Source organism: Polaromonas sp. P4_F4, from assembly GCF_056401355.1.
On record NZ_JBFUJO010000038.1, the window covers coordinates 1 to 22,821 of the forward strand.

General features: G+C 59.6%; 21 protein-coding genes. 11 read left to right on the top strand and 10 right to left on the bottom strand.

Translation table 11 applies throughout. The features are described from left to right. Nucleotides 1-1,045: 1,045 nt before the first annotated feature. Nucleotides 1,046-3,040: a monovalent cation:proton antiporter family protein gene (locus AC1DUR_RS24245; protein ID WP_477722256.1), complete on the top strand. Its 1,995-nt coding sequence runs from the start codon at nt 1,046-1,048 to the stop codon at nt 3,038-3,040. 62 nt (nt 3,041-3,102) lie between these two features. On the opposite strand, the gene AC1DUR_RS24250 is transcribed toward AC1DUR_RS24245, so the two are convergent. The 7 genes from AC1DUR_RS24250 to rpmH all read right to left on the bottom strand — a co-directional run bounded on the left by AC1DUR_RS24250 (nt 3,103) and on the right by rpmH (nt 9,089). Then, the gene (locus AC1DUR_RS24250; RefSeq protein WP_477722257.1) at nt 3,103-3,750 is read right to left on the bottom strand and encodes a hypothetical protein; all 648 of its coding nucleotides are present in this window, start codon (nt 3,748-3,750) and stop codon (nt 3,103-3,105) included. 362 nt (nt 3,751-4,112) lie between these two features. Beyond that, nucleotides 4,113-4,604, bottom strand: coding sequence for a Crp/Fnr family transcriptional regulator (locus AC1DUR_RS24255; RefSeq protein WP_477716706.1), 492 nt, complete (start codon nt 4,602-4,604; stop codon nt 4,113-4,115). A 216-nt stretch (nt 4,605-4,820) separates the two neighbouring features. Next, on the bottom strand, nt 4,821-6,266 hold the full coding sequence (gene mnmE / locus AC1DUR_RS24260; RefSeq protein ID WP_477722258.1) for a tRNA uridine-5-carboxymethylaminomethyl(34) synthesis GTPase MnmE: 1,446 nt from the start codon (nt 6,264-6,266) through the stop codon (nt 4,821-4,823). Nucleotides 6,267-6,400: 134 nt separating this feature from the next. Then, nucleotides 6,401-8,131, bottom strand: coding sequence for a membrane protein insertase YidC (gene yidC, locus AC1DUR_RS24265; RefSeq protein WP_477722259.1), 1,731 nt, complete (start codon nt 8,129-8,131; stop codon nt 6,401-6,403). Continuing rightward, nucleotides 8,128-8,415 carry a membrane protein insertion efficiency factor YidD gene (gene yidD / locus AC1DUR_RS24270; protein ID WP_477722275.1) on the bottom strand — a complete coding sequence of 96 codons (288 nt, stop codon included), beginning with the start codon at nt 8,413-8,415 and terminating at the stop codon, nt 8,128-8,130. Before yidD ends, yidC begins: the two co-directional genes overlap by 4 nt. Nucleotides 8,416-8,495: 80 nt before the next feature. Beyond that, nucleotides 8,496-8,906, bottom strand: a complete 411-nt coding sequence (locus AC1DUR_RS24275; RefSeq protein ID WP_477722276.1) for a ribonuclease P protein component — start codon at nt 8,904-8,906, stop codon at nt 8,496-8,498. Between the two features lie 48 nt (nt 8,907-8,954). Beyond that, complete coding sequence (rpmH, locus tag AC1DUR_RS24280; protein ID WP_007862708.1) at nt 8,955-9,089, bottom strand: 50S ribosomal protein L34; 135 nt, start codon at nt 9,087-9,089, stop codon at nt 8,955-8,957. 435 nt (nt 9,090-9,524) lie between these two features. Between rpmH and dnaA the strand changes: the two genes are divergently transcribed. The 4 genes from dnaA to AC1DUR_RS24300 all read left to right on the top strand — a co-directional run bounded on the left by dnaA (nt 9,525) and on the right by AC1DUR_RS24300 (nt 15,888). Beyond that, entirely contained in the window at nt 9,525-10,919 is a 1,395-nt protein-coding gene (gene dnaA, locus AC1DUR_RS24285) for a chromosomal replication initiator protein DnaA (protein ID WP_477716709.1), read from the top strand. Between the two features lie 288 nt (nt 10,920-11,207). After that, nucleotides 11,208-12,314, top strand: a complete 1,107-nt coding sequence (dnaN, locus tag AC1DUR_RS24290; RefSeq protein ID WP_477722260.1) for a DNA polymerase III subunit beta — start codon at nt 11,208-11,210, stop codon at nt 12,312-12,314. A 113-nt stretch (nt 12,315-12,427) separates the two neighbouring features. Next, on the top strand, nt 12,428-15,052 hold the full coding sequence (gyrB, locus tag AC1DUR_RS24295; protein ID WP_477716711.1) for a DNA topoisomerase (ATP-hydrolyzing) subunit B: 2,625 nt from the start codon (nt 12,428-12,430) through the stop codon (nt 15,050-15,052). 8 nt (nt 15,053-15,060) lie between these two features. Continuing rightward, nucleotides 15,061-15,888, top strand: a complete 828-nt coding sequence (locus AC1DUR_RS24300) for a TRM11 family SAM-dependent methyltransferase (RefSeq protein ID WP_477722261.1) — start codon at nt 15,061-15,063, stop codon at nt 15,886-15,888. A 179-nt stretch (nt 15,889-16,067) separates the two neighbouring features. On the opposite strand, the gene AC1DUR_RS24305 is transcribed toward AC1DUR_RS24300, so the two are convergent. Then, entirely contained in the window at nt 16,068-16,853 is a 786-nt protein-coding gene (locus tag AC1DUR_RS24305; protein WP_477722262.1) for an ORC-CDC6 family AAA ATPase, read from the bottom strand. Between the two features lie 63 nt (nt 16,854-16,916). Between AC1DUR_RS24305 and AC1DUR_RS24310 the strand changes: the two genes are divergently transcribed. Beyond that, complete coding sequence (locus tag AC1DUR_RS24310) at nt 16,917-17,465, top strand: hypothetical protein (protein WP_477722263.1); 549 nt, start codon at nt 16,917-16,919, stop codon at nt 17,463-17,465. A gap of 50 nt (nt 17,466-17,515) precedes the next feature. Here the strand turns inward: AC1DUR_RS24310 and AC1DUR_RS24315 are convergent, their stop codons facing one another. Together AC1DUR_RS24315 and AC1DUR_RS24320 are read right to left on the bottom strand one after the other, a co-directional pair. Beyond that, complete coding sequence (locus AC1DUR_RS24315; RefSeq protein WP_477722264.1) at nt 17,516-18,292, bottom strand: HNH endonuclease; 777 nt, start codon at nt 18,290-18,292, stop codon at nt 17,516-17,518. A gap of 19 nt (nt 18,293-18,311) precedes the next feature. Beyond that, the gene (locus AC1DUR_RS24320) at nt 18,312-18,965 is read right to left on the bottom strand and encodes a hypothetical protein (RefSeq protein WP_477722265.1); all 654 of its coding nucleotides are present in this window, start codon (nt 18,963-18,965) and stop codon (nt 18,312-18,314) included. Nucleotides 18,966-19,267: 302 nt separating this feature from the next. Between AC1DUR_RS24320 and AC1DUR_RS24325 the strand changes: the two genes are divergently transcribed. From AC1DUR_RS24325 to AC1DUR_RS24345, 5 genes are all read left to right on the top strand, one after another. Further along, nucleotides 19,268-19,507: a hypothetical protein gene (locus tag AC1DUR_RS24325; RefSeq protein ID WP_477722266.1), complete on the top strand. Its 240-nt coding sequence runs from the start codon at nt 19,268-19,270 to the stop codon at nt 19,505-19,507. Between the two features lie 259 nt (nt 19,508-19,766). After that, on the top strand, nt 19,767-20,345 hold the full coding sequence (locus AC1DUR_RS24330) for an NnrU family protein (RefSeq protein WP_477722267.1): 579 nt from the start codon (nt 19,767-19,769) through the stop codon (nt 20,343-20,345). 10 nt (nt 20,346-20,355) lie between these two features. Further along, a complete protein-coding gene (locus tag AC1DUR_RS24335; protein WP_477722268.1) occupies nt 20,356-20,967 on the top strand; it encodes a 3'-5' exonuclease in 612 nt (203 codons plus the stop codon). 183 nt (nt 20,968-21,150) lie between these two features. After that, the gene (locus tag AC1DUR_RS24340) at nt 21,151-21,348 is read left to right on the top strand and encodes a hypothetical protein (protein ID WP_477722269.1); all 198 of its coding nucleotides are present in this window, start codon (nt 21,151-21,153) and stop codon (nt 21,346-21,348) included. A gap of 203 nt (nt 21,349-21,551) precedes the next feature. Continuing rightward, nucleotides 21,552-22,772, top strand: coding sequence for a Fic family protein (locus AC1DUR_RS24345; RefSeq protein WP_477722270.1), 1,221 nt, complete (start codon nt 21,552-21,554; stop codon nt 22,770-22,772). Nucleotides 22,773-22,821: the final 49 nt, after the last annotated feature.

Here is a 22,821-nt window from a genome sequence, read left to right on the forward strand (position 1 = left end):
CTGACCCAAAGGGTCAGATACCCTCTGGGTCATTGATAAAGTCGCAACGGCTTTACGCTGTCGCACCTGAGGCAAGTCTGCTCGCTTTCGCTTAGGCATGACCTATCCGATCCATTACAGACCGGCATTCGCTTTTTGCCTCTTCCTTTACCCCCTCCACCATGGCCTTTGATTGCTCGCGGGTTGCCAGCCCCTTGCGGGGCTGGCGGTGAGTGGGGCTTACCTCGTTTCCCTCTGTGCCCAGTCTGGCGGCTGCCAAACAGATGGGGTTAGGGACTCTCTATCCGCCGGAAGTCGTTCTGGGAACGACACACAGTCCATGACAGGTGTGTCCTGACTTCGTGCCTTTTGGCCGCAGCTCCTCCCATGCGGGAGAGACAAGCGTAAGCTGCCTAATGCTGACGACGGTTCAAACGAGAGTTCACATTACATTTCCCGTACCCTATACCTCGGCAACCTTCCCGCGTCTTGTTCGTGGGATTGGGACTGACTCGCGTCGGCCTTGTGTGCTTGCGCACAGGTTGTTTAACCGCAGCTCCGCACCCCCGGATTACTCCAGGCGCACGTGCGGTCGAGGTCACGTCGTTCCAGACGTGGTTTTGGTGGAAAACAAGACACAGAGAGCGGTTACGCTCCCCTACCAGTACAACCTGCTACAGATAAATTTGCAGCAAGAGGTAACAAGGCCTTTCCTTGCGGAAATATGTCTCTAATTGGCGACGAATTGCGTCCCTTGGGAACGCAATTCACCATTCCCGCGCCCTGAGGGAGCGGACTGGAGCAGCCAAATAGAGCCATTTGGCTGCTACAAAGTTAACCCCTTTTGAGGGGGGCAGGATGGGACCTCCGGAGAGGAAAACCATCCACTGATAAAGACGATCACACGGATCGAATGAAGCGACTTCGAGTCGCACCATGGCTGCATTCTATAGAGGAGAAGCGAGGAGGGCACATGGCGAGCACATGACGAACGCAAGGCTCACGATGGCGGTTGTTGGCATTAAAACCGTGCTGTTCCCGCAACTTCATCAGCTACCATCCACGCATGAGCGCGCTTGAACTGACCCTCCTGTACCTGCTGGCCGCGGTGCTGGGTGTGGTGGTCTGCCGCTCGTTCAAATTGCCGCCCATGCTCGGCTACCTGACCGTGGGCGTGTTGATCGGGCCAAATGCGCTGGCGCTGGCGGAGAACTCGGAGGGCGTGCGCCATCTGGGCGAGTTCGGTGTCGTGTTTCTGATGTTCGTGATCGGGCTGGAGTTCAACCTGACCAAGCTGCGCTCCATGCGCCGCCATGTCTTCGGGCTGGGGCTGCTGCAGGTGACGCTCACCATTGTGCTGGCGACGCTGGGCTCGCTGTTCCTGGCCAGCCTGGCACCCTCCTTATGGAAAATGAGCTGGCAAACCACGCTGGCGCTGTCCGGCGCCATGGCCATGAGCAGCACAGCCATCGTGGTCAAGCTGCTGGCCGAGCGGCTGGAGCTCGATTCCGAGCACGGCAAGCGCATCATGGGCGTGCTGCTGCTGCAGGATCTGGCCGTGGTGCCCCTGCTGGTGCTGATTCCGGCCCTGGGGTCCTCACCCGACAAGCTGTTGGTGGCGCTGGCGATTGCCGCACTGAAGGCCAGCTTGCTGGTCGGGCTGCTGCTGACCGGGGGCCAGCGCGTCATGCGCTGGTGGCTGACGCTGGTAGCGCGGCGCAAAAGCGAAGAACTGTTTGTGCTCAACCTGCTGCTGGTCACGCTGGCGCTGGCCTGGATGACGGAGCGGGCCGGGCTGAGCCTGGCCCTGGGGGCTTTTATTGCCGGCATGCTGATTTCGGAAACCGAATACAAGCACCAGGTGGAGACCGACATCCGGCCCTTTCACGATGTCCTGCTGGGCCTCTTTTTCATCAGCATCGGCATGATGCTGGACTGGCGGGAGGTGGCGGTGCACTGGCGGCTGGTGCTGCTGCTGACGACCGCACCGGTCGCCTTCAAGCTGCTGCTGGTCACGGGGCTGGCCCGCTCGCTGGGCGCGACGGGGGGCGTTGCACTGCGTACCGGCCTTTATCTGGCGCAGGCGGGTGAATTCGGTTTTGTGCTGCTGACGCTGGCGCAGCAGAACCGCCTGCTGTCAGCGGGCCTGGCGAACCCCATCCTGGCCAGCATGGTGCTGTCGATGCTGGTCACACCCTTCATCATCATGTACAGCAACCAGATCGTCATGCGGCTGGTCTCCAGCGAATGGCTGCAGCAGTCGCTTCAAATGACCTCGATTGCGCGCAAGTCCATCAACGCCAACAAGCATGTGATCATCTGCGGCTATGGCCGCTGCGGCCAGAATCTGGGCCACATGCTGGAGCGCGAAGGCATCCAGTACATGGCGCTCGACCTGGACCCCGACCGCGTGCGGCAGGCCACGGCGGCGGGCGACTCGGTGGTGTTTGGCGACGCGGTGCGCCTGCAGGCGCTGGTTGCCGCGGGCCTGTCACGCGCCAGCGCCGTGGTGGTGACCTATCTGGACACCGCCAGCGCCCTCAAGGTGCTGGCCAACATCCGCGCCCATGCGCCCACCGTGCCGGTGATTGTGCGCACCGAGGACGACCATGACCTGGAAAAGCTGCAGGCCGCCGGCGCCACCGAGGTGGTGCCCGAGGCCATTGAAGGCAGCCTGATGCTGGCCAGCCACGCGCTGGCGCTGGTCGGCGTGCCCATGCGCCGCGTGATTCGCGTGGTGCAGGACCAGCGTGATGCGCGCTACAACCTGCTGCGCGGCTACTTTCGCGGCGCCGATGACGACACGGTCAATGAACTTGAACAGGAGCGCCTCGCGACCGTGACGCTTCCCTTTGGCATCAAGTCACTGGGCCAGACGCTGGGCTCGCTCACGCTGGACGCCGCAGGCGTGCGCGTGGTCAGCCTGCGGCGCAGCGATGGCAAGATGCTGGACGCCCTTGAGTCCACGCGGCTCGACGGCGGCGATACCCTGGTGCTGTCGGGCAAGCCCGCGGCACTCGCCCTGGCCGAAGAAATGTTGTTGGGTGGCCGCGCGAACTGACTGAACAACCCCGCGGCCCAGACCAGCACTGCCGTTGCGGCGCTGTTGCGCGCGAGCGGCGCTTAATTCAGCTCGCCGTATTGCGTGCTGCTGAGTACCGGCGACACCGCGGATGACGCCATCTCGGTGTCTTCAAAGCCGGTGAGCAGGGTGTAGGAATGCGGGCCACTGCGGGTTTTGGCGGCGTACTCCACCGCGCCCCCCGGGCCTTGCGCAGAGGCGGCCATCAGGGCCTGTTTGAATGCCACAACCTCATCGGCCTGGATAGGCTCATAGCGCGGCGTGGACGACGCGGCCTGCGCGGCGAGGGGCGCCACTGCCGCAGCACCCCGCGCCAACGGGGTCGACGTTTGCACCGCAGTCTGGGAACCCGTGCCGGGCTTACCCACGGCAACCGCCTCGTCCATGCGCCAGTAAACGGCCGGCACCGTGATCTCAAAACGCGCCCTGGCGTTCTGCACGATCAGGGCTTCAATGTCGCCCAGTTGCTCGGGCAATCCGCCAGAAGCTTTGGCCAGATCCAGCATGACCAGAAACTCGTTGCCACGCGAGTCCAGGGACAGTACCTTGAATTTATAGCTGGCCGACAGCACCCCGGCGCGGGTCATGGCCTCGCGGATCGCAACATAGAGCTGCTCGCGGCGGGCGTGGCGCTTGACTTTGCGGCCGTCACCAGGCTCTTCGGTTTCTGGCGCCTGACGCTGGGTCACAGCGGCGGATCCACGCTTTTTTTCCTCACGTGCAGCAGACTTGCTCGTGCGGGACTTGGCGGAAAACCAGTTTAGAAAAGACATAGTTGGAGTTCTCGGGATAGGTGCCCGCCTCCTTGTCGGTCAGAAGACGGCGCTTTACTGCGAAGTCACAGGTTTGTGTGTCGCTGTAGTTTACTCAGCGGATTTCATTTCGCCAAACACGACGTCGTCCTGTCGGCACAGTTACCTGGCAAAGCCCGGTAAAAAATCACAGAAATCCACTTGGCTATATCCGGGAACCGCCGCAGGGGTTCCGATCCCGCATCGCGCGCGACGCCGTTCCGGTGTCCTGAAGACTGCCGCGCGTGATGCGCGAGCCGTCAGGTCACCGCCACACGCCGGGGACGGTTGTAGAGGCGTTTGGCCATCACGGAGCCCATCGCGACGGTCAGCTCCAGCGCGATCGGGCTGTGGCGGTTGGCCATTTCCAGGAAGCGCATGGGTGTCAGGCACCAGAGTTTGCAGGGGGTGGAGGCGTTTACCGTGGCACTGCGCGGCAGGTGCGAGAAAAAGGCGCCTTCGCCCAGGACGGTGCCGGAGCCTACCAGCGCCATCCGCACGCGCGCCTTTTCATCCTCATAGTGAACGCTCAAGGTGCCGCTTTCGACAAAATACAGCGTGCGGTCCAGCGCCCCCTGCTCAAACAGCACCTGGCCGGTGTTGAGGGCAAAAGGCTGCAGATAGCTGGCAAGAATGTCCCAATGCGGCTGGTTGAACTGGCAGCGCAAGGCATCGCCACTGTGGCAATTCGTGATGGCCTGGGCAAGACCCTGGATGTCAAAGCTGATGGGGGCTGCTAAGGGGGCGTTCATGGTGTGCCCGACGATACCTTTGCCCCATGGCCGCAGCAAGGGACACTAACGCTCACTTACACCTGATACAGGGAGCCATTGTTTTGTAAGCAGGGCATTGGAAGCGTACTTCTGGCCATCACTCGCCATCACTAGCCGTCATCGCCGCCGGTTTAAGCCCGGCTTAAACGTCCCGGCTGCGCCTTTGAATTCCCTGAATTCCCTAAATTCCCTGAACTACTTCCCGATACAGAATCTGGAAAAAATCTCGCCCAGCAGGTCGTCCGGCGTGAACTCGCCCGTGATCTCGCTGAGCTGGCGCTGCGCCTGCCGCAAATCCTCCGCCAGCAAGTCCAGCGCCGGCCGTGCCGCCTGCAGCTGGCGCGCTGCGGTGGCCAATTGGGCCTGCACCTGGTGCAGCGCGCGCACATGGCGTTCACGTGCCATGAACACGCCTTCAGGCGCCGCTTGCCAGCCCACCACCTGCAGCAGGCGCTGCCGCAGCGCCTGCAGCCCAGCACCCGTCTTGGCGGAAATCAGCACGCCCCCATGCACCTCCTGCACTTCCCGCAGCAATGCCGGGCTGGCCAGGTCCGATTTGTTCCAGACATCAATAATGGCCGTGTGTTCAGGCAGTTTTTGGGCCAGCGTTCGTGCGATGCGCTCATCGGCCGCCAGGTAATTCATGGCATCCTGCGCCGGCGCCGCGGCATCCCGCCGGGTCAGGTCATGCAAAAACAGGACCGCGTCGGCGCTTTCAATTTCCGCCCAGGCGCGTTCCACGCCGATTTTCTCCACCTCGTCCAGCGCCTCGCGCAGACCGGCGGTGTCGACCACGTGCAGGGGTACGCCCTCGATCTGGATCAGTTCGGACACCTTGTCGCGCGTGGTCCCGGCAATCGGCGTCACGATGGCCAGTTCGGCGCCGGCCAGCGCATTGAGCAGCGAACTCTTGCCGGCATTGGGCTGGCCCGCAATCACCACCTTGATGCCCTCGCGCAGGATCGCGCCCTGCGTGGCGCGCTGCATCACGCCCGCCAGCGTACCCTGCAGCCGCGACAGCTGGCCCTGGGCATCGGCCTTTTGCAGAAAGTCGATGTCTTCTTCCGGAAAGTCCAGCGTGGCCTCCACCAGCATGCGCAGGTGAATCAGCTGCTCCAGCAAGGTGTTCACCGCCAGCGAGAACTCGCCCGACATGGAGCGCGCCGCCGAACGGGCCGCCGTTTCGGTGCTGGCATCGATCAGGTCGGCGATGGCCTCGGCCTGCGCCAGGTCGATCTTGTCGTTGAGGAAGGCGCGTTCGGTGAACTCGCCCGGTTGCGCCACCCGCAACTGCACCAGCCACGGCTGGCCGGTGGCCGGGTTGAGCGCGGCGCCAGCTTCCAGGCAGCGCGCCAGCAGCAGCTGCAGCACCACCGGCCCGCCGTGCGCCTGCAGCTCCAGCACATCCTCGCCGGTGTAGGAGTGGGGTGCCGGAAAGTGAATCGCCAGGCCCTGGTCGAGCACCTGGCCCTGCGCGTCCCGAAACGGCAGGTAGGTGGCCTGGCGCGGCGCCAGCGCGCGGCCGCAAATGGCCGCAATCACGGGGGCGATGTCCTTGCCCGAGACGCGCACAATGCCCACCGCGCCGCGGCCGGGTGCGGTGGCGATGGCAACAATGGGGTCGTGGTGTCGGGCCAGCATGGTGTGTAGATGTTAAGGGGCAAACAAAATGTTGGCTCCTGGGCGAGGGTAACCCTCACCGCCCAGGTCAGCCTCCAAACAGCCTCCAAAGAAAAAAGGCCGCAGCGCGGCCCTTTTTTTATTCCGAGTCCGCTTTACCTGAACTTCGGCAGGTTGAACTGCGGCGGTACACCCATTCGCGTGTTGATCACCCACTGCTGGGCGATGGACAGGATGTTGTTGGTGATCCAGTACAGCACCAGGCCGGCCGGGAAGAAGAAGAACATCACGCTGAAGATCAGCGGCATGAACCACATCAGCTTGGCCTGCATCGGATCCGGCGGCGCGGGGTTGAGCGCCGTCTGCAGCATGGTCGTCAGGGTCATGAGGACGGGCAGGATGAAGAAAGGATCGGGCGCCGAGAGGTCATGAATCCACAAGACCCAGGGCGCGTTGCGCATCTCAACGCTGGACAGCAGCACCCAATAGAGCGCAATGAACACCGGGATCTGGATCATGATGGGGAAGCAGCCGCCCATGGGGTTGACCTTTTCCTCGCGGTAGATCTTCATCATCGCCTGCTGCATCTCCTGCGGCTTGTCCTTCAGGCGTTCGCGCATCTCCATGATCTTGGGGTTGATGGCCTTCATCTTGGCCATGCTGGCGTAGGCCTTGGCATTGAGCCAGTAGAAGGCAATCTTGAGCAGCAGCACCAGCGCCACGATGGACCAGCCCCAGTTGAGGAGGAAGCCATGCAGCTTGTCGAGCAGCCAGTACAGCGGCTTGGCCAGGATGGTCAGCCAGCCGTAGTCCTTCACCAGCTCCAGGCCGGGGGCCAGGGCTTCCAGTTTTTTCTCTTCCTGCGGGCCGACAAACAATCTCGAGTCGATGGTTTTGGTGGCGCCCGGTGCAATGCTGTCGAGCGGCGTGATCAGGCCAACCGCATACAGGTTGGTGTCGACCTTGCGCAGGAACAGGTCGCGCTTCAGGCCATCGGCCAGAATCCAGGCTGCGGCAAAGTAGTGCTGGACCATGGCCACATAGCCGTTGGCCGCTTGTTTTTCCACATCGACCTTGTTGTTCTCGATGTCCTTGAATTCGACCTTCTGGTACTTCTTGGCTTCGGTGTAAATGGCCGGACCGGTGAAGGTGGAATAGAACGATGATTCGCCCGGCGGTTTGTTGCCGTCACGCACCAGCTGCATATAAAGCTGCGGCGCCACCGGCGCGCTGCCGGTGTTGATGATGTCGTGGCGCACGGCGATGTCGTACGCGCCGCGTTTGAGCGTGTAGGTCTTGACCAGCTTGACGCCGCCGAGGTCGGCCGATTCAAACTTGATTTGCAGCTCGTTCTGGCCGTCCTTGAGGCTGCGCTCGCCGGGCACCACGGTCATCAGGGTTTTGTGGGTCGGGAAGGTGCCGCCCGTGCCGCTAGCGATCAGGCCGGTCTGCGCCACATAAACCCGGTTGGTGCTCTCGTCGAGCAGCACAAAGCCGGCGTCGGTGTTGGCCATGTCCTTGAAACGGGTGAAAGCCGAATGGACCAGGGTGCCGCCTTCGCTGTCAAAGGTCAGCGCCAGCACGTCGGTGTTCACCACCACGCGCTCGCGGGTTGCCGCGGCCGTGGGGGATGGCGCGCCTGCGGGCACGGCGCCGGGCGCAGAACCAGGCACGGCGGGAACCGCGCTGGCGGTGGCCGGCGCAACCGGCACAGAAGAAGCCGGCGCCGTGGGCGCCGACGTTGCGCCGACAGGTGTTTTGGCGGTCTGCGTGGCACCGGGGAAGAAGGTGGCTTTGTGGCCGTTGAAAACCTGCCATTGGTCCCACAGGAGAACCATGGAAAAGCCAAAAATCACCCACAAAATGGTGCGGCGGATGTCGTTCATGACGGCGTCTTTTTAGAAGGAGTGGAAGTCACGGGTGTGACCAGTCGGGTGAAAAGAGGCGCCGGGCCCGCTGGTGGCACGGGATCAAGCCCGCCGTCGCACCAGGGATGGCAACGCGCCAGGCGGCGCAATGTGAGGTAGCTTCCGAAGGCTGCGCCATGCAGTTGCAAGGCCTGCAGGGAATAGGCCGAGCAGCTGGGTTCAAACCGGCAGGCAGAGCCCAGCCAGGGGCTGAGCAGCAGACGGTAGCCTTTGACCAGCCCGATCAGCAGGCTTTGCGGCAAACGCAGCAAAGGCGCCAGTGGCGCCAATAGCGCCACGAGCCGGTGCACCGCGGCAAGGAAAGGGGAAGGGGCGAGCGGCTTCATGGAGCCTTGGCTCCCGCCTGCATCAGGGCCTGCACTTCGGCGCGCACCGCTTCCTTGAGCTGCGTTGAACTGGCGCTCACGAACTCGGCACGGGAAAAGTCACGGCGCAGCCGGACCACAAAAGCAGCCTGCGGATACTGATGCAGAAACTCGGCACTCACGGTATAGATCTGCCTCTTGATCGCATTGCGCGTAACGGCCCGTTTGGCCCAGCGTTTGGGAACCATCGCACCGATCCACTGGTCCTGGACAGGAAACAGGGCGGGCGAATCGACACCTTCGACGGGCCGTGCGGGAACGGGCTTCGCATCCAGCGCATTGCGGTGCAATGCGAAGTGCGTCGTCCTTGCAACAATGGCGCCGGCAAGTACTGCCTGGAACTGGGATCGGGTTTGAAGCCGCTGCACTGGCGCCAAGCGTCAGCTCAAGAGCAAAGAGCCAGCCAGAAAACCAGCCTAGACGGCCAGGCGCTTGCGGCCTTTGGCGCGGCGTGCAGCGATCACTGCGCGGCCGCCACGCGTTTTCATGCGCGTCAGAAAGCCGTGCGTGCGTGCGCGCTTGACTTTGGAAGGTTGGTATGTGCGTTTCATGATAAATCCTACTAGCCTTAATTCGGCTGTTAACTCGGCTGTTAGCTACAAGCTTCCCCCGGTGATTCGAATGATCTTGGTGGCCATACAGCACAGCCATCTTTGCAAGCCCGCAGGACTTGCACCGCACCTGCAGCAACCTCAAAGGCCTGGGTTACAAGCCGGTCGTGCAAGCGGCATCCATCCGCTACGAATCAGGGAAACCCATGATTATCGCAGATTTCCCAACCCTGGCAACAAGTTAGGCGTCGCAACTGCCGTAAAGCTTAAGAAGCCTCCTAGAAGCTCCGCCAAACGCTGAAAATAGGTTGAAACCCGAGGCAAGTATTTTGTGGATAACTTGCCACGCGGACTACAATTGCGGGTGCTAAAAATAAACAATATCCACAAGCAGCCGCTGACTGCTTTGCACCTGCAGCCCAGCCAAATCCCGTCATGAGTGAGGTCTCCATCCCTAGCCTGAGTCACGATCTGTGGCAAAACTGTGTCGACCATCTCGCACAGGAATTACCCGAGCAGCAGTTCAACACCTGGATCCGTCCACTGGTCGTTGACGTGGCTGCGGACCTCTCCAAAGTTACCATCCAGGTCGGCAACCGCTTCAAGCTGGACTGGATACGCGCCCAGTATGCAGCGCGCATTTCTGCCTTGCTCGAAAAAATCTCGGGCCACAGAATTTCCCTTGAGTTAGCGCTCGCTCCGCGTGAGTCCCCCGCCAAATCAGCTTCCTTGACCAGGAGCTTTGAAGGCGTTGGGGTTGCCGAGCCGGCCGGTCTGGGCGTTCCCGAAGAAGTGGCAGGCGCTCCGTTCAAGAACCGCCTCAACAGCGCGCTGACCTTTGACACCCTCATTGAAGGCACGGCCAACCGCATGGGCCGGGCCGCGGCACTGCATGTCTCGAGCAGCCTGGGGCAGCTTTACAACCCCCTCTTTATCTACGGCGGCGTCGGCCTCGGCAAAACGCATTTGATGCACGCCATCGGCAACAAGCTGCTGGCGGACAACCCTTCGGCCAAAGTTCTCTACATCCATGCCGAGCAGTTTGTTTCGGATGTGGTTAAGGCGTACCAGCGCAAGACTTTTGACGAATTCAAGGAACGTTACCATTCGCTCGATTTGCTGCTAATCGACGACGTGCAGTTTTTTGCCAACAAGGACCGCACGCAGGAAGAGTTCTTCAACGCCTTCGAGGCCTTGCTGACCAAGAAGTCGCACATCGTGATGACCAGCGACACCTACCCCAAGGGTCTGACGGACATCCACGAACGCCTGGTGTCGCGCTTTGACTCCGGCCTGACGGTGGCGATCGAGCCGCCCGAGCTCGAGATGCGCGTGGCCATCCTGATTCGCAAAGCCGAGGCCGAAGGCACCGTCATGCCGGAGGAGGTCGCGTTTTTCGTGGCCAAGAACGTGCGCTCCAACGTGCGCGAGCTCGAAGGCGCGCTGCGCAAGATCCTCGCGTACTCGCGCTTCAACCTCAAGGAAATCTCCATCCAGCTGGCCCGCGAAGCCCTGCGCGATCTGCTGTCGATTCAGAACCGGCAGATTTCCGTGGAGAACATCCAGAAGACCGTCGCCGACTATTACAAGATCAAGGTCGCCGACATGTACTCCAAGAAGCGCCCAGCCAGCATTGCCAGGCCGCGGCAGATTGCCATGTACCTGGCCAAGGAGCTCACGCAGAAGAGCCTGCCCGAGATCGGCGAGCTGTTTGGCGGCCGCGACCACACCACCGTGCTGCACGCCGTGCGCAAGATGTCTGCCGAGCGCCAGCAAATGACCGAACTCAACCAGCAACTGCATGTGCTGGAACAAACCCTGAAAGGCTGAAATGAATGCTTTATGACTCAGTTTTCAGGGCATAAGTCGATGAATAACACGTTCACAACAACCATGGGGACAACTTTTGAACAACCCATGACTTATCCACAGAAGCCGATGACAATCAAAAGTTGTTCATGTTTTACGGAGACTTCACAAGGCCTCTGAACACATAGTTAAACAAACGCCAAGTGGTTGATCAAAAAGGGGAAAATAGCGCTATCCACAGATTTGCGTGGCCCTTACTACTACTACTAATTTGAATTAAAGAATTAAAGATAAATACAAGAGGAACTCATGATCGTTCTGAAAGCCACCCAGGATAAAGTTTTGTCGGTACTGCAATCGGTCGCGGGCATCGTGGAGCGCAGGCACACCTTGCCGATCCTGGCCAACGTGCTGATCCGCAAAACCGGCGCGCAGCTGCAGCTCACCACGAGCGATCTTGAAATCCAGATCCGCACCAGCGCCGACCTCGATGGCGATGCCGGCAACTTCACCACCACGGTGGGTGCGCGCAAGCTCATCGACATCCTGCGGTCCATGCCCAGCGACCAGACCGTGTCGCTCGAGTCGGCGCAAAGCAAGCTGATCCTCAAGGGCGGCAAGAGCCGCTTCACGCTGCAAACCCTGCCCGCCGAAGACTTCCCGCTGGTGCAGGAAGCCGCCAACTTCGGCCCCAGCTTCTCGGTACCGCAAAAGGTGCTCAAGGAGCTGCTCAACCAGGTGTCGTTTGCGATGGCGGTGCACGACATCCGCTATTACCTCAACGGCATTTTGTTTGTGGCGGAAGGCAAGCAGCTGAGCCTGGTGGCCACCGACGGCCACCGCCTGGCGTTTTCGTCGGCCACGCTCGATGTGGAAGTGCCCAAGCAGGAAGTCATCCTGCCGCGCAAGACCGTGCTGGAAATGCAGCGCTTGCTCAGCGACAAGGAAGGCGCCATCGAGATGCAGTTTGCCGGCAACCAGGCCAAGTTCAGTTTTGAGGGCATGGAGTTTGTCACCAAGCTGGTCGAAGGCAAGTTCCCCGACTACAACCGCGTGATTCCGAAGAACCACAAAAACATCATCACGCTGGGCCGCGTGCCGCTGCTGGCCAGCCTGCAGCGCACCGCCATTCTCACGAGCGAAAAGTTCAAGGGCGTGCGCCTGAACATCGAACCCGGCACGCTGCGGGTGGCGTCCAACAACGCCGAGCAGGAAGAGGCTATTGACGAGCTCGACATCGACTACAGCGGCGACGCCATCGAAATCGGCTTCAACGTCACCTACCTGATCGACGCGCTGGCCAACATGGACCAGGACATGGTGAAGATCGAGCTGGCCGACTCCAACAGCTCGGCGCTGCTCACCATTCCCGACGATGCAGCCTTTAAATACGTGGTGATGCCCATGCGCATTTGATGCATTTGGTCACGCTAAAAGCGCGCCCAAATTCAAACAGACCCGCTTGCTAGAGCGGGTTTGGTCATTCAAGAGATTGAAGAAATCGAAAAGATTTGGAAGTAAAGCTGGTTATGACTGAAGAAAACAATGTGAACGGGGCCGATCAGGTGCACGTAACTGACGGTACTGCGGGCGAGGAAAGCTCCAATTTCCAGCCCAAAATCGACACCAACCAGGCCGGCGCTTCAGAAGCCTACGGCGAAGGCTCGATCCAGATCCTGGAAGGCCTGGAAGCCGTGCGCAAGCGCCCCGGCATGTACATTGGCGACACTTCAGACGGCACCGGCTTGCACCACCTGGTGTTCGAGGTGGTCGACAACTCGATTGACGAAGCACTGGCCGGCCACTGCGACGACATCGTCGTCACCATCCACACCGACAACTCCATCAGCGTGACCGACAACGGCCGCGGCATTCCGACCGGCATCAAGATGGACGACAAGCACGAGCCCAAACGCTCGGCCGCCGAGATTGCCCTGACCGAGCTGCATGCCGGCGGCAAGTTCAACCAGAACAGCTACAAGGTCTCGGGCGGCCTGCACGGCGTAGGCGTGAGTTGCGTGAATGCATTGTCAAAAATGCTGCGCCTCACCATTCGCCGCGACGGCAAGGTGCATGTCATGGAGTTCTCGCGCGGCTTTGTGCAAAACCGCATCATCGAGCAGATCAACGGCGTGGATGTCTCGCCGATGAAGGTGATGGACCACACCGACAAGCGCGGCACCGAAGTCCACTTTTTGCCCGACACCGAAATCTTCAAAGAAAACAACGATTTCCACTACGAAATCTTGAGCAAGCGCCTGCGCGAGCTGAGCTTTTTGAACAACGGTGTGCGCATTCGCCTGAAAGACGAGCGCAGCGGCAAGGAAGACGACTTTGCCGGCGCCGGCGGCGTGAAAGGCTTTGTTGAATTCATCAACAAGGGCAAGACGGTGCTGCACCCCAACGTGTTTGCCGCCATGGGCGACCGCCAGAGCGACCAGGGCACCAACATCGGCGTGGAAGTCGCCATGCAGTGGAACAGCGGCTACAGCGAACAGGTGCTGTGTTTCACCAACAACATTCCCCAGCGCGACGGCGGCACTCACCTGACCGGCCTGCGCGCCGCGATGACGCGCGTCATCAACAAGTACATCGACGACAGTGAGCTGGCTAAAAAAGCCAAGGTGGAAGTCACCGGCGACGACATGCGCGAAGGCCTGTGCTGCGTGCTGAGCGTGAAGGTGCCCGAGCCCAAGTTCTCCAGCCAGACCAAGGACAAGCTGGTGAGCAGCGAAGTGCGCGGCCCGGTCGAAGACATTGTGAGCCGCCTGCTGCACGACTACCTGCAGGAGCGCCCGAACGACGCCAAGATCATCGTCGGCAAGATCATCGAGGCCGCCCGCGCCCGTGAAGCCGCGCGAAAAGCGCGTGATATGACCCGCAGAAAAGGCGTGCTCGACGGCATGGGCCTGCCCGGCAAGCTGGCCGACTGCCAGGAAAAAGACCCCGCCATGTGCGAGATCTACCTGGTCGAGGGTGACTCCGCCGGCGGCTCTGCCAAGCAGGGCCGCGACCGTAAATTCCAGGCCATCCTGCCGCTGCGCGGCAAGATCCTGAACGTCGAAAAAGCCCGCTACGAAAAGCTGCTGACCAGCAACGAGATTTTGACGCTGATCACCGCCCTGGGCACCGGCATCGGCAAGGCCGGCGGCATTGGCGGCACGCCCGGCACCGACGACTTCAACGTTGCCAAGCTGCGTTACCACCGCATCATCATCATGACCGACGCCGACGTGGACGGCGCGCACATCCGCACGCTGCTGCTGACCTTCTTTTACCGCCAGATGCCCGAGCTGGTCGAGCGCGGCCACATCTACATCGCGCAGCCACCGCTGTACAAGGTCAAGGCCGGCAAGGAAGAGCAGTACCTCAAGGACACTGCCGCACTAGACGGCTTTTTGCTGCGCATTGCGCTCAAGGATGCGAGCGTGCAGACCGGCGCCGACGCAAGCACCGTGCTCACCGGCGACACGCTGGCCGAGCTGGCCCGCAAGCACCAGCTGGCCGAGTCCGTGATTGCCCGCCTGCGCGGCTTCATGGACGCGGAAGCCCTGCGTGCGATTGCCGACGGCGTGAGCCTGAACCTCGACACCGTGGCCGACGCGGAAGCCTCTGCCGTGACGCTGCAGGTCAAGCTGCGCGAGCTGAACACCACAGGCGCCCCGGCCGAAGTGGCCGGCGAGTTTGACACCCGCAGCGACAAACCCATTCTGCGCATCAGTCGCCGCCATCACGGCAACGTGAAGAGCAGCGTGATCACGCAGGACTTTGTGCACGGCGCCGATTACGCCACCCTGGCCGATGCCGCCGCCACCTTCCGCGGCCTCATCAGCGAAGGCGCCAAGGTCATGCGCGGCGAAGGCGAGCGCCAGAAGGAAGAAAAAGTCAGCGACTTCCGCCAGGCCATGGCCTGGCTGATCGGCCAGGCTGAAAACGCCACCGCCCGCCAGCGCTACAAAGGCCTGGGCGAGATGAACCCGGCCCAGCTATGGGAAACGACGATGGACCCACAAGTGCGCCGTTTGTTGCGCGTGCAGATTGACGACGCCATTGAAGCCGACCACGTGTTCACCATGCTGATGGGTGATGAGGTTGAGCCGCGTCGGGAGTTTATTGAGCAGAATGCGTTGCGGGCGGCGAATATTGACGTCTAGGGATACGTGTGCCGTATACCTTTGACAGCACAGCTGTATTTGAAGAACTGGTCAATCACTTTAGAGTTACCGGAAGCTCAATAGAAGTTGACTTTCGGGAACTTGCGCCGTGGATACGTAAGGGGGATCAATTCACCCATCAAATTCATCCGTATCCAGCAAAGCTCATACCTCAAATAGCCAGTTTCTTTGTTGGCTGTTCTAATCTGGCTCAGGAGGGCGACGCCGTTCTGGATCCGTTTTGTGGCACTGGTACCGTGGCTCTTGAGGCCTCATTGGCTGGGCGGGTTCCTTGGGGCGCAGATGCTAATCCACTAGCATTACTGATAGCAAGAGTGAAAACGCATCCTTATGTAGTGGCTACGTTACGTGAGCACACTGTAAAAGTTTTAACTGCAGCACGCGATGCCAAAGTGCCAGAAGGTATTGCGGTCCTAAACACACATCTTTGGTATGCACCACAAATACATAAAAGGCTAGAACAGATTAAGACAGCAATTAGTGAAGTTAGTAATCAGCGGTATCGCGATTTTTTTCTTCTTTGCTTGTCTTCTCTAGCTCGAAGAGTCAGTTATGCCGATCCACGAATTTCAGTTCCGGTTAGGTTGAAGGATAAGCCACAGTATTCGAAAGGGCTCTCTACATGGGTTTCCGAAAGAATGGCATGGCTTGATGGCGTAAATGTTTTTGAAGAGTTCAAGTCTTGCTGCGAGCAAAATATTGACCGCATAGAGCAGACCAATAGAACAATGCCAAAGCGGCGGCAAATGGCCACTGCAGGCATAGCCGGCGTAACCAGCTCTCCATTTGAGGGATATTCACTAACAGTAAATTGATATTCTGGGTGAACAAGCCAAATTTTCCTTTTTGAAGCAACTCGTTCGAACACTGTCGTGAGGCGTTCACTTTTGTTGTAGGCCGATATAAAAAATTCATAGGGATCAACGGTGGAACTTATATCTCCCAATGGAAGCTCTTGTCGAAAGAAGAATGCATAGTCAATCAACATGCGCTCCTAAATCAACTGCTGTTGCAGCGGGGTAGCATTCACCAGCCTACGTTCGCGCTTAAACGACAAGGGGTGATCCCATTTTTCCGCCAACGCCTTTAGCAGGCGAGGGAAGTCATCAGCCTTTTCAGCATCAAATATTGCATTTACCAGATCACTATTGAGACTAAGGTCCCCGCGCACGGCGATCGGTAGCGACCACCGCGCTGACATCATTGGATTAATTTGAAGCTTCTTATGAAGTGCCTCGGAATTTCTGTCGGGTCGTCCTCCCTTGCTTTCAAAAAGAAACGACCAATTCAATGCGTATTTGACAGTGGTTTGGGCCCTTGAAGTCAGTACCGCCTCGTTATAGCTCACAACCAAAGGTGAGACTTCAGGAAGATTTTGAGCGAAACGAGCAGTCCTAAGCAACTCTCCCAACCTTTGCACTGCCTGTCGAACATCATCAAGCAGCGTTCCATAATGCTCATCTTGTTCAAATACAAAGCGTGACGCCTCACGTGCTGCTTCTGTTTGCCTCAAAACGCCCAGGGGATTACTAGGAGTTACTTGCTCATCCTCCAAGACGGAATCAGGATTAGGAACTTCATCTGACGCTATAACTTTTCCGTCCGTTCCTGAACTTATTTCTAGACGACTCTTAAAAAGCCTGCGAGAAAAATCTGCGAATTTTATATTCTTTCTAAGAATTTCATCTAAATACACCGCCCGGTACTCCGCCTTATCACGGATAGGCTCGTTGGCACCCATAGTTTCGTAAGTCTTCATTCCATAAAGGCGAGATCCCACCCGAAAGGTAGCCAGCGTATCGACATCTTGTATTCAGAGCCGCACTACTACGAATCCCAAGAGATGACTTCCTTTGCAACAGCTAGTTCGGGCCTTGCTCGTGTGGTTCAAGGATTGGGCGCCAGCCACAACCAAGGCGAGTCGGAGTATTTGATACTTGGAGTCGGATATGACCACAAGTTGGTGAATGAAGTAGTAAAGGAAAAGGATGGCGCGAGTGTGATTCCGCTTTTCTCTTTTCCATCTTTAGGTGCGGACATGTATCAGCAAAGTGTCCTTCGCTCCTCCGAAGCTGGTGAGGTGACAAAAGGCAATGAGTGGATAACCAGGCGGACATTTGCACCAGCAAACGACCCATTTGCTGTAGCAAGTGTTCTTCAGGAGATAGTTGCGGGAATTGATGCTGGAAAAACCGCTGCACAGAATATTTATCTGTCGCCACTGTCTACAAAAGCACAGGCAGTAGGATTTGTTTTTTATTATTTGCTTGAAGGCCGTCAACGAGGCGCGATGAGCATAATTCTTCCTGAGAGCAGAACCTATTCTCGAGAAACTTCAAAGGGGCTCAAGCGTCTTTGGCTCTACACCTTAGAGTTCCCAAGTCAACCTTAGAGCCAAGAGATCGGCTCATAGGACTGTGTTACGGCCTGTGCTTTACAACATTAGACGAATCCAAATCGTTTCGAATGCGCGCTCAAAAATTCGGGCGAAGGGCGAAATCGCTCAGGTAGTTTGATCATCATGCCATCCAAATTTAGAAGTGAAGTCATTAAGAAATCGTTTTGATCCATGATGAGCTTTGGGGAGACGCGGACAGTAAAGTCTGGTAGGACGGTTATTAAGCCTTGATCGTAGGCTCGATCATGTAGCGCAGAAAGGCACAGCCCATTCTGCGGATTGAGCCGATTCTTTGTGTCTTGACTCCAAGGAATGATATGACTGGCGATCACTAGCTTTTCATGTCGCAAGCCGCTAATGCAACATGTCGAGTCATAGCTGGCCAGTATGGCCCTTCGAAACCGCGCTTGATGCACTCGGACTTGAACGATCGCGCTTCTTGTCCAGCCCTCTCCGATTTCTTCCTCAACCTCTTTCAACAGTTCAGAGTCAGCCTGTACGCCATGAGCCAGCGCCAAATCTGTGTAGGCGCTAGCTGCTTCCTCGGCAATCATGTCCCAATTGTGCTGTAGCGCAGACCAAAGTTCTCGGTCTTGGTTTGAAGCGCCACTTAAGCCTGCACGGCCGCTGGCGATGATTTGCGGATCAAGGCTTGCGAAGTTAACGAGCTTCATCGCCAACGAACTCGGCGTGCGACCTTGCCAGGAGGCCAGTTGTTGTATCTCTGGCGTGCGATGATGCAGTTTGCCAAAGGCCAGCAAGGTATAGAGGTGAAAAGCGGCGAGCGTATGTTCTCGTGTCCATGGAACCGATGTAGCCATTGCATTCTTTCCTTAAGTGCTACCGGCAGGGAATTCGGGCCTGCCTGTCGCGGGCTTTCTTCCGTTCTTCCCTAATCCAATCTTGCATTTGTGGGCCTTGTGGTTGGCGAGCCACGGCGTCCAGATATTTGATGTGCTCATCTAGAGCCTCACATTCTGCTTTCATAGCCGTATAGTCTGAACCTTGGGTACCTTGCACCGCTACTGAGGGTTGCGGTACAGGCTCCGCTGCTTGCGTGATCTTCGGTATGCGTACAGCATCCATAAGGTTGTGGTTTGCCTTCGTGACGACCTGACTTGCAATCGCATCTGTGGCGCAGTTGCCGTCGCTGTAGCTGGTTTTGCCGTTAACCACGCACTTGGTTACTGTGCGACTCCCTGGCTGTGCATCAGGCGTGTTTTGATAGCTGGGGAGCGGAGGAAGTGGTTGATCTACCTGCGGCCTGATATTGGTGGATCGATTGGTTTCTGTGGCCTCCGCTGCCGCCTTCTTTGCTGCGAGGTCGTTTGCACGTTGGTTTAGTTTCCAGTCTGCTGCTTTGTAGAGCCCAAACAGAACGGCGATGAAGATGATGGCGATGCCGATAGTGCTCACGCTTGACTGGTCAGTCGGTGGACTGAAAGGCCGCTCGCGTTGGCGGTCGTTCATATAGTCGCGGTCCATCAAACCCATGACTCCTCCCTTGTGTCGGTCGTTATAGCCTGACGATACCGCACGCCATGGGGATAGGCGGAAAATGCGATGGGTCGCCGGAATGATTTGGGTCAAATCGGTTCGCCAAATTGGCCGTTTGCCCAGTATTCATGCTCGCAAGTTGCTACTGTATTTATAGCAAATGTGGGTCTCTCAACGCTTGACGCGGCTACCTCTTATGCTGCCAACGTCGGCAATTGCTTACAAAACTCAACGCCCCAGACGCAGGCGTGTCATCTTGGCGGCGCAACATCGCCCCTTTGCTGCCAAAGGAGACATGTATGAAGAAGCTTGCATACTTTCTGTTCCGTCCGCGCTACCTGCGGGCCATTCCTTCGCTGGTGGTGCTGACCACGGCCATGGCCTGGGGTGTGGCGCCTGATTCGGATGCGATGGATGCCGTGCAGAAGAAGGCGGCGGGTGTGACGCTGTCGCTGAACCACACCGCCGCTGCGGGCACTGGCTCCAAGGACGACAAACCTGATACCGACGCGGCTGCCGGTGACTCGCTGGCTGGTTGATGGCGGTGCCGTGGGTGGCTTGCTGGCCAGCCCTTAAGAAAAACTGGCCTGAAGCCCAGGCAGTACGCGTGTAGGCAGCGGTTATTGATGGTTTCGTAACGCCACCGGTCGGGCTGAGCCTGGCTTGGCCTGTCCTGAGCTTGTTGAAGCCCTTCGACAAGCTCAGGGCGAACGGTAGCGAAGTGGGAGCCATGGCGGCTGATGCGTGTGCGCACGGCGCTGCCGCATAATTGCCGCAACTTACTCCGGAGGGGTTCACATGGCGTTATTGATCCTGGGCCTTGTCCTGTTTTTGGGCGTGCACTCTACGCGCATCGTGGCCGATGGCTGGCGCACGCAGATGATGGCCCGGCTGGGCGAGAAGCCGTGGAAGGGTGTTTACGCGCTGCTGTCCATTGCCGGCTTTGTGCTGCTGGTGTGGGGCTACGGCCTGGCGCGCCAGAGCCCGGTGGTGTTGTGGACGCCGCCCGTGGGCATGCGGCATGTGGCTGCGTTGCTCATGCTGGTCGCCTTCATCCTGCTGGTGGCGACCTATGTGCCGCGCAACGCCATCAAGGCAACGGTGCATCACCCCATGCTGCTGTCGGTGAAGGTGTGGGCCCTGGCGCACCTGCTGGCCAACGGCACGCTGGCGGGCGCGGTGCTGTTTGGCGCCTTTCTGGTGTGGGCGGTGTGTTGCTTCAAGGCGGCGCGGGGGCGCGACCGCGCGGCGCAGACCGTGTACCCGGCGGGCACTGCGACTGGCACGGCCATCACGCTGGTGGTGGGCTTGGTGGCCTGGGCGGTATTTGCGTTCTGGGCCCATGGCATGCTGATCGGCGTGCGGCCGCTGGGCTGATGGCGGCTTTGTGAAACCCATCGCCGTCATCGACTTCGAAACCACGGGCCTCTCGCCGGCCATGGGCGACCGCGCCACCGAGGTGGCCATCGTGCTGGTGGAGGGCGACAAGGTGGTGGACCGCTTTCAGAGCCTGATGAACGCGGGGGTGCGCATCCCGGCCTTCATCACCGGCCTCACGGGCATCACCAACGCGATGGTGGCCAGCGCGCCCGATGCCGCGACCGTCATGGCCGACGCCAACCGCTTTGTGGGCGCCGCGCCGCTGGTGGCGCACAACGCTTCGTTTGACCGCAAGTTCTGGGAGGCCGAACTGAGCCGTGCAGGGGAGAGGGCGAGCCAGCCGTTTGCCTGCACCATGCTGGTGGCCAGACGGCTCTACCCGCAGGCGCCTAGCCATAAACTGGGCGTGCTGGTCGATTACCACCACTTGCCCAAAGCGGGCCGCGCCCACCGGGCACTGGCCGATGCGGAAATGGCGGCGTCGCTGCTGGGCCAGATTCAGCACGACCTGCGTAGCCGCCACGGCGTGGCCCGCCCCGACCATGCCCTGCTGATGGCCCTGCAGCGCTGCGCCAAACCGGCGGTGCCTGCGCTGATGGCGCAATACACCGGCGCGTGAATCGCGACGTAGGTCGCGGGCAGACTTATTTGTTTTCCCCTGCTCCTTGTCGCATATTCACTCGCGGCGCTGTCTGACACCGGGGCGGATCGGGCCTTTCCACAGTGGGGTTGACTCGTGGCGTGAGTGCGTTTTTTGCGCATGCGCCTGTCTTCAACCTCTATTTCTATTGGAGAACCCACCATGACCTATAAACAGAACCCGCGCGACGAAAAGGTTGAGCACCTTGGCAAGGTGGTGAACGACCACAACAAGGTAGGCGAGCAGCCCCTCACCCAGAAAAATGAAGCCCAGCGCACCTCGGAAAGCCGGGCGGACCGGGAGGCGCACATCGGCAGCGCGAATCAGACGCAGTCGCGCCGGGGCAATACCGGGCATTAAGCTGCCTTGTGGAGGCGCGGCTGCAGCGCCCTGAGTGCCCTGACGCAAGCTCTGGGTTGAGGGCGGCTGGGTTGGCGCCGTGCAAAAGCGTCCGCTTTGCCGGACCTCGATTTGAACTTGGCGTGGCTCGGCGAAGTCGCATCCAAATCCGCAAAAATAAACGCAGGAATTGTAAAAAGTCTATATAAAGCATAGACTTGCGAATGCCTGCAAAGTCGCAAAAATTCGCTCTTTATGATCACCCCGCGCAGATGGAGCCCTTGCTGCCGGGTGAGCATCTCCTGGAGCCGCTGCTGGAGCAGGCCCATGATCTGCAGCGCGAAGCGCGCAGTCTGGCGGGGGCAGGCGCACCGGCCGATCTCCGCCAGCTGCTGCGGGCGATGAATTCCTATTACAGCAACAAAATCGAGGGGCAGCACACGCTGCCTTTTGAGATTGAGCGCGCGCTGCGCAACGACTATTCGCAGGACGGGGACAAGGCGCGGCGCCAGCGGCTGGCGCTGGCCCACATGGAAACCGAGCGTGCCATTGAAACCGGCTGGAAAGGCTGGTCCAGCCAGCAGGTATGGTCTGCGCAAATGGTGCGCGACATTCACCAGGACCTGTTTGCCCGCCTGCCGGATGTCGACCGTGTGCTGACCGAGGGCGATGTGCTGGTGCCTGGCGCTTTGCGCGACCGCGAGGTCAGCGTGGGCGTGCATGCGGCGCCGGCCCACGCGGCCATCAGCGCCATGCTGGAGCGCTGGGGCGGTTTTTACGGCGGTGTGCGGCGGGGTGAGCTGCAGGTTCTGGCCGTGGCCGCTTCGCACCACCGGCTGGCGTGGATCCACCCGTTCCGCGACGGCAATGGCCGTGTGGCGCGGCTCCACACACACCTTGCGCTGGGCGCGCTGGGCCTGACCAATGGGTTGTGGTCGCCGCTGCGCGGCTTTGCCCGCAGCCACGAGGCTTACTACCTGCATCTGGCCGCCGCCGATGAGCCGCGAGCCGGTGACCTGGATGGGCGTGGCAACCTGTCGGAGCGCGCGCTGATGGCCTGGATGCGTTATGTGCTGGGCCTGTGCCTCGATCAGGTGCGCTTCATGGCCGGCTTGCTCGACATGGCCGGTATGAAGGACCGCATTGCTGCCTGCCTGGCCTTCGAGGAAAACGTGGTGAAGCGCGGTGTGCGCAGCGAGTCGCTGCGGGCATTGCACTACCTGCTGCTGACGCAGGCCGAACTGGAGCGCAGCGAGTTCAAGGCTTTGCTGGGGCTGGGGGAGCGCCTTGCCACGGCGCAGGTGACGGCACTGCTCAAGCGCGGCCTGCTGGCCACGGACTCGCCCCACGGCAAGTTGCGCTTTGGTGTGCCGCAGCATGCACTGCGCTTTTACTTTCCCAGCCTGTGGCCCGAGGCCGAGGCGGGCGGTGATTCAGGGCAGTAATTCCATTTCTACTTCAAAGCGATAGGTCGTTGCCCCGCCTTGCCGTGCT